Annotated in this window: 7 protein-coding genes; 3 read left to right on the plus strand and 4 right to left on the minus strand. The window is 35.6% G+C overall.

What is annotated here, in order from left to right; all coding sequences use genetic code 11:
- Positions 1 to 269: IS3 family transposase (locus tag LY11_RS26205; protein WP_146610946.1), on the plus strand; the 269-nt coding region annotated here is incomplete at its 5' end.
- Between the two features lie 13 nt (positions 270 to 282).
- On the opposite strand, the gene LY11_RS26210 is transcribed toward LY11_RS26205, so the two are convergent.
- Complete coding sequence (locus LY11_RS26210) at positions 283 to 1,011, minus strand: hypothetical protein (RefSeq protein ID WP_111636527.1); 729 nt, start codon at positions 1,009 to 1,011, stop codon at positions 283 to 285.
- A 259-nt stretch (positions 1,012 to 1,270) separates the two neighbouring features.
- On the opposite strand from LY11_RS26210, the gene LY11_RS26215 reads away from it, so the two are divergent.
- The gene (locus LY11_RS26215) at positions 1,271 to 1,930 is read left to right on the plus strand and encodes a flavodoxin family protein (RefSeq protein WP_111636528.1); all 660 of its coding nucleotides are present in this window, start codon (positions 1,271 to 1,273) and stop codon (positions 1,928 to 1,930) included.
- Between the two features lie 3 nt (positions 1,931 to 1,933).
- On the opposite strand, the gene LY11_RS26220 is transcribed toward LY11_RS26215, so the two are convergent.
- Complete coding sequence (locus tag LY11_RS26220) at positions 1,934 to 2,302, minus strand: YtxH domain-containing protein (protein WP_111636529.1); 369 nt, start codon at positions 2,300 to 2,302, stop codon at positions 1,934 to 1,936.
- Between the two features lie 16 nt (positions 2,303 to 2,318).
- On the minus strand, positions 2,319 to 2,684 hold the full coding sequence (locus LY11_RS26225; protein WP_111636530.1) for a SpoIIAA family protein: 366 nt from the start codon (positions 2,682 to 2,684) through the stop codon (positions 2,319 to 2,321).
- 283 nt (positions 2,685 to 2,967) lie between these two features.
- On the opposite strand from LY11_RS26225, the gene LY11_RS26230 reads away from it, so the two are divergent.
- Entirely contained in the window at positions 2,968 to 3,756 is a 789-nt protein-coding gene (locus LY11_RS26230) for a DUF5677 domain-containing protein (RefSeq protein WP_111636531.1), read from the plus strand.
- 73 nt (positions 3,757 to 3,829) lie between these two features.
- On the opposite strand, the gene LY11_RS26235 is transcribed toward LY11_RS26230, so the two are convergent.
- Positions 3,830 to 4,777: a helix-turn-helix domain-containing protein gene (locus tag LY11_RS26235; RefSeq protein WP_111636532.1), complete on the minus strand. Its 948-nt coding sequence runs from the start codon at positions 4,775 to 4,777 to the stop codon at positions 3,830 to 3,832.
- Positions 4,778 to 5,054 lie beyond the last annotated feature (277 nt).

Below are 5,054 nucleotides of genomic sequence, written 5' to 3' on the forward strand. Positions count from 1 at the left end.
GATGCTTACTGGAAAAAAATCCTTTGATCATCAGAAGCATGAGCAGAAAAGGAAATTGCTGGGACAACGCAGTAGCGGAGAGCTTCTTCAAGACGCTCAAAGCTGAATGTGTGTATCAGCATAAGTTCACAGACAAAGAGCAGGCAGCACTCATCGTTTTTGAATATATAGAGACTTGGTATAACCGTAAAAGATTACATTCTACACTGGGGTACTTGTCCCCAGAAGAATTTGGTAGAAACTTAAATAAACAAAATATTGCCGCTTAACTAAATGTCAACTTTAATGTTGCAATTCCAGGACATTCAACTCCAGGACTTTTTTACAAAGCTCTTTATGTTCAAAAACATCAATTCCGCTACCACCACCCCTCATGAAAACTAAATAATTATCTGCTTTAATTTCCAATTGATCAAATAAGTATATAATTTCCGTCCGAGAGCTAATATTTGTCTTCTGGAAAATTATTTTGTAACGATCTTTATTTTCACTACCCAGAGCGCTAAAAAAATCTTTGTCAACAATTGAATCGTTCCCCGTAATAATTACAATTTTAGGATATTTATTCTCTCTCAATTGTGTCCGTATAGCGGAACGTATGTCGGCCAAACCGGACTCAAATTTAGATTTTATCAAATCAAAATCCGATTCCGATATTTTGCTGATTAGTTTATCATGACCGACTATTTCAGCCACATTAAAGATTAAAGGTAAATTTGAATCCTTTACATTACCTCTCTCTAAAAAACCATTAAGTTCATAATACTGTCCAGAAACCAGTGATGCTTTTAAAATATCGCCGATCTTGATACGTATACCTTCATCTGAATTGTGCCCTATCAAATCATCATAGTAAAATCCGTTATAATTACTACGCTTATTATCCTTATAAATTCCGCAAACAACTATATCTCTACCATCGAAATTGGATGAAAGCGAATTATTATATTGATTCAAAATATACCATGGGTAGTACGTAAATGGTTTATCGATGTTTTTACGTGTTTGCATAATAGAAGATGTAAATATTAATAAATTTATTCAAGTATAAACATATTTTATTATTAATATTATTATTTTCACTTGAATGATAATGTTAGTTATAAAATAATTTCTTCCAATTGAAACTCGAAATAGCATAACACAATACCCTATAGATCCAATACGATAAAAAAAATGTAGAGACCTTGTCTGAGGAAAGAGTTATCACTATTACAAAACAATGTTTTAGCAAGTGTGTTAACTCCGGGAATATCCTTAAACACGAAATATGAAAGCATTGATTATTAACTGTACGCTAAAACCATCACCTGCATTCTCCAATACAGATGCGCTTATCAAAAAGGCAGCTGCTCAGCTCGAAGAAAAAGGTTCACAAACAGAAATCCTCCGCATTGTTGATTATAACATTAAGCCAGGAAATGTGACCGACGCAGGAGAAGGAGACGAATGGATTTTGATACTGGAAAAGATCAAAGCATGTGATATTTTTATAATTGCATCACCTGTATGGATGGGACATTTGGCTTCCACAGCACAGCGGATAATTGAACGTCTGGATGCTATCTTTCACGAGGATGGATTTACTGATGACAAGACCGGACAATATTTTTCTTACAATAAAGTTGGCGGATGTTTAATCACAGGTAATGAGGATGGGGCACATTCCTGTGCAGCTCAGTTACTTTGGTCCATGCAGGAACTTGGCTTTACCATTCCACCCAATGTAAATGCCTATTGGGTTGGTTTAGCCGGAGGAGACAAAAACTATGTGGAAGCAGGGGGAGAAAGATATTTTTATACCAATTCCACCCTGCGTTATATGATCGGTAATCTTACTTTTTTTGCGAAGCTTTTAAAAGCAAACCCGATAGATACTAATTTTAAAGAACTGGAAGAAATTGCAAAAGAAGAAAGTGATCCTGAGTAAAGATTACTTAACCACCTTTGATGATCTTTCTGTTACTGATTTGTTTTTCCAGGCAGTTGTCCCTGCTGAAGGAACTTTAATCTCGGTTGGGTCTTTTCGTTTCTTTTCTGGTCCTTGTAAATGATCTGCATGTTTACGTGTAGTTTCACGCAGATCAGTTAACAACCGATCTTTCAGCTCGTGATGAGGCTCTTGCTTTTGCGTCAGATTAAGTTTTTCCAGTAATAATTTTCTAGACTTACTTCCCGATCTGGGCGCAAATAACACAGCTATTGCAGCACCTGCTGCTAATCCGGCCACTAGCGCAAAGGCACTTAAACTATTATCCTGATGGGCATGTATAACACTTTTGATTAATTTTTTATAGCTCATAATTATAGGTTTAAAGTTATTTCTGTTTTAACCAGTTGATAGCCTGTGGTAATTCCGACAATTCATAACCTTTAGCTTCTCCAGGGCTTACATAACTAAAAATATCTGTGAATGTTTCTACAGATTTCTGCTCGGTGACTATAGCCATTTTTTTCCACTGGGTGAGGTGTTTAACACCTGCGAAAAGGTCTTGAATCCAGGCTCCGGCTGTGAAATTCTGAACATCAGTCTCCAGTACAAGGAGATAATAAATTTCTTTATAGCGCTCACTTAAAGCTTCCAGCCCGGGTAATAACACTTGCTTTAAGTCATCTTCAGTGACTTTTCCATTTGCACGCACACCGAATACATGACTGGGTAAATTAGGAATGATAGTTAACATATTATAAAAGGTTGATGAGCAAATTATAACAAGACTAAAATGATATGGTTTTTAATTTGTTGTTGTGGATTTCGGCGCTTTACGCAGCCTGAAATATTCGACGTTAACAGGAGAGATTAAAGTCCTGAAATTGAGTGTAATATGCAGCATAATTCAATATTAAAGCCTCCAGTATTGGTTTGACGGTATGGATTCTGGTACAATATATCATGGGACTAGTATGCCTGGGATATTTTGCTAATATTGTAATTACAACCCATTAACCAATCGTAACTAAAAGCTTATGCCTACAATCTTTGCACCTACAGAAAATATAATTACTATCTGTAATCTTATCGATCAGGGAATAACCGATTTTTTGGAGTCCCTGAATAATGAGCATTTTGGCAAATACGAATTTGAGATCGAATGTTTGTTAAATATTGTTCATTCTATAAGGATTTTAGAAAGCATTATTGAATTGGCCAGAAAAGATCTGGTCTATATTCAGAGTGCACTTATTTTAACCAGAAGTCTATTTGAAACTTTGATAAAAGTTTCCTGGATTCTGCACCCACCAGACGTTTTTGACAATGAAAGCCGATATATAGCACAGCTCAGTACCGAATGTGAATTTTGGGACAGGTGGATCAAAGAACTTAAAAAGAAAAGTAATTCCTCGACGGAGAAAGAAGAGAATATACGTTTATCGATGAATAATTTTAAGAATGATCTTTCAAAACTACTTGTAGAAAAAGGATACGGTATTCCTAAGCTTCCCAATATGCGTGAAATGTTAAAATCCTTAGAGCAGGAAAGAAAGTATATCAATTATTTGTTATTATCTCAGTACACTCACATGTCTCATGTTGCCGGAAAAATTTACAGACAGAATTTAGGTGCCAAAAAAGAACTATCAGAAAATGTGAACTTGGAGGACTGGTATTATGTATTTGCAATTTGCTGGCCGGTTTTTGAATTGGCAACAGAACTTTATGTATTCAGGACAGAAAATAGAGAAAATCTGTATAAAAATGAATTTAAAGAAACGATCAACAAAAGCCTTGTAGATTTGAACATTGCAGACAACTAAAAAAGTATCATTAGAGCGCTTTTTCTTTTTTTGATTAGTTAATTAATATAGAAATATTGAGGAGCGTGAACTGTTAGTTAAACGACTGACGATACTCTATCGGCGTTTGCTTCGTCTTGCTCTTAAACAATTTATTCAATGCCTGCGGATATTCGAAACCTATCAAATAAGCGATTTCACTAACCGAAAGTTCTGTTGAAGTCAATACATCTTTAATATGTTCTATTAGTTTTTCATGGATGAGCTGCTGGGTTGTTTGGCCGGTAAGTTGTTTAATACAATCGTTTAAATATTTGATGGATAAATTTAGTCCTGAAGCCAGGTACCTTGCCTTAGGTAAACCTTTCTCCGCAGGATCATTAAAATGCTTATCCAGTAAATTTTCTGCTTGTACTAAAAGATCAATTTGACTTGTTTTTCTGGTAACGAATTGCCTGGTATAATAGCGGTTGGAATACGTGAGTAAAAGATCGATATTGGAGATAATTACCTCCTGGCTAAAATTGTCTAAAGGTAAATGGTATTCCCTGTAAATCTGTTCGAAAATCTGGAACATCGATCTTTCTTCCTCCTCAGAAAGTATCAGCGCCTCATTAACCGCATAATTCCAAAAGCCATAAGTTTTAATTTTCTGGCTTAACGGATAACCCCTCAAAAATTCTGGATGGATCAATAATAACCAGCCCTTATTAGAAATTATATCTTCTGGTTCTTTGATAAATAGCTGTTTAGGTGAAAAAAAAGATACTATTCCTTCGTCAAAATCATATAAAGTCTGCCCATATTTAAGCTTACACTTACAATCCTTTTTTAAGGTGACCTGATAAAAATCGGAAACTAACTTGATACGCTGTTCATGTTCAATATTTGCAAGATCTTCAAATCTTAAAATACTAAATAGGGGATGCTTAGGTTTCACTATATTCAACACCTCATGCTGCTGCGCAATCGATGTAAAATGTATTTTTTGGATATTCCGAGGTATACTACACCACCATTCCGCGGCAAAGTACACCACCATTCCGAGCCATATTACACCACTAATTAGGATTTAGTGTATTGATGATTCCGATGGAAAGTACACCATTTTACCTTCGATCATTGAAGTTTGCAAGGACTGACATTCCGACACAAAGTACACCACTGGATTCCGGGGCAAAGTACACCACTAAGCAGAGTTTACCTGGCATATTCATAGGTTTAGTTTAAACAAACTAAACCCTTGCAAATGGCCAATAAACCACTTAGTATGCATAAAGTAAGACAAGTACTTCTTTTTTTTAAGCAGGGAGCCTCCC

Source organism: Pedobacter cryoconitis (genome assembly GCF_003259615.1).
GTDB lineage: Bacteria > Bacteroidota > Bacteroidia > Sphingobacteriales > Sphingobacteriaceae > Pedobacter > Pedobacter cryoconitis.

Coding starts and splice junctions, on each gene's coding strand:
- LY11_RS26210 (WP_111636527.1), bottom strand. CDS start 1,011: ATGCAAACACGTAAAAACATCGATAAACCATTTACGTACTACCCATGG.
- LY11_RS26215 (WP_111636528.1), top strand. CDS start 1,271: ATGAAAGCATTGATTATTAACTGTACGCTAAAACCATCACCTGCATTC.
- LY11_RS26220 (WP_111636529.1), bottom strand. CDS start 2,302: ATGAGCTATAAAAAATTAATCAAAAGTGTTATACATGCCCATCAGGAT.
- LY11_RS26225 (WP_111636530.1), bottom strand. CDS start 2,684: ATGTTAACTATCATTCCTAATTTACCCAGTCATGTATTCGGTGTGCGT.
- LY11_RS26230 (WP_111636531.1), top strand. CDS start 2,968: ATGCCTACAATCTTTGCACCTACAGAAAATATAATTACTATCTGTAAT.
- LY11_RS26235 (WP_111636532.1), bottom strand. CDS start 4,777: ATGGTGGTGTACTTTGCCGCGGAATGGTGGTGTAGTATACCTCGGAAT.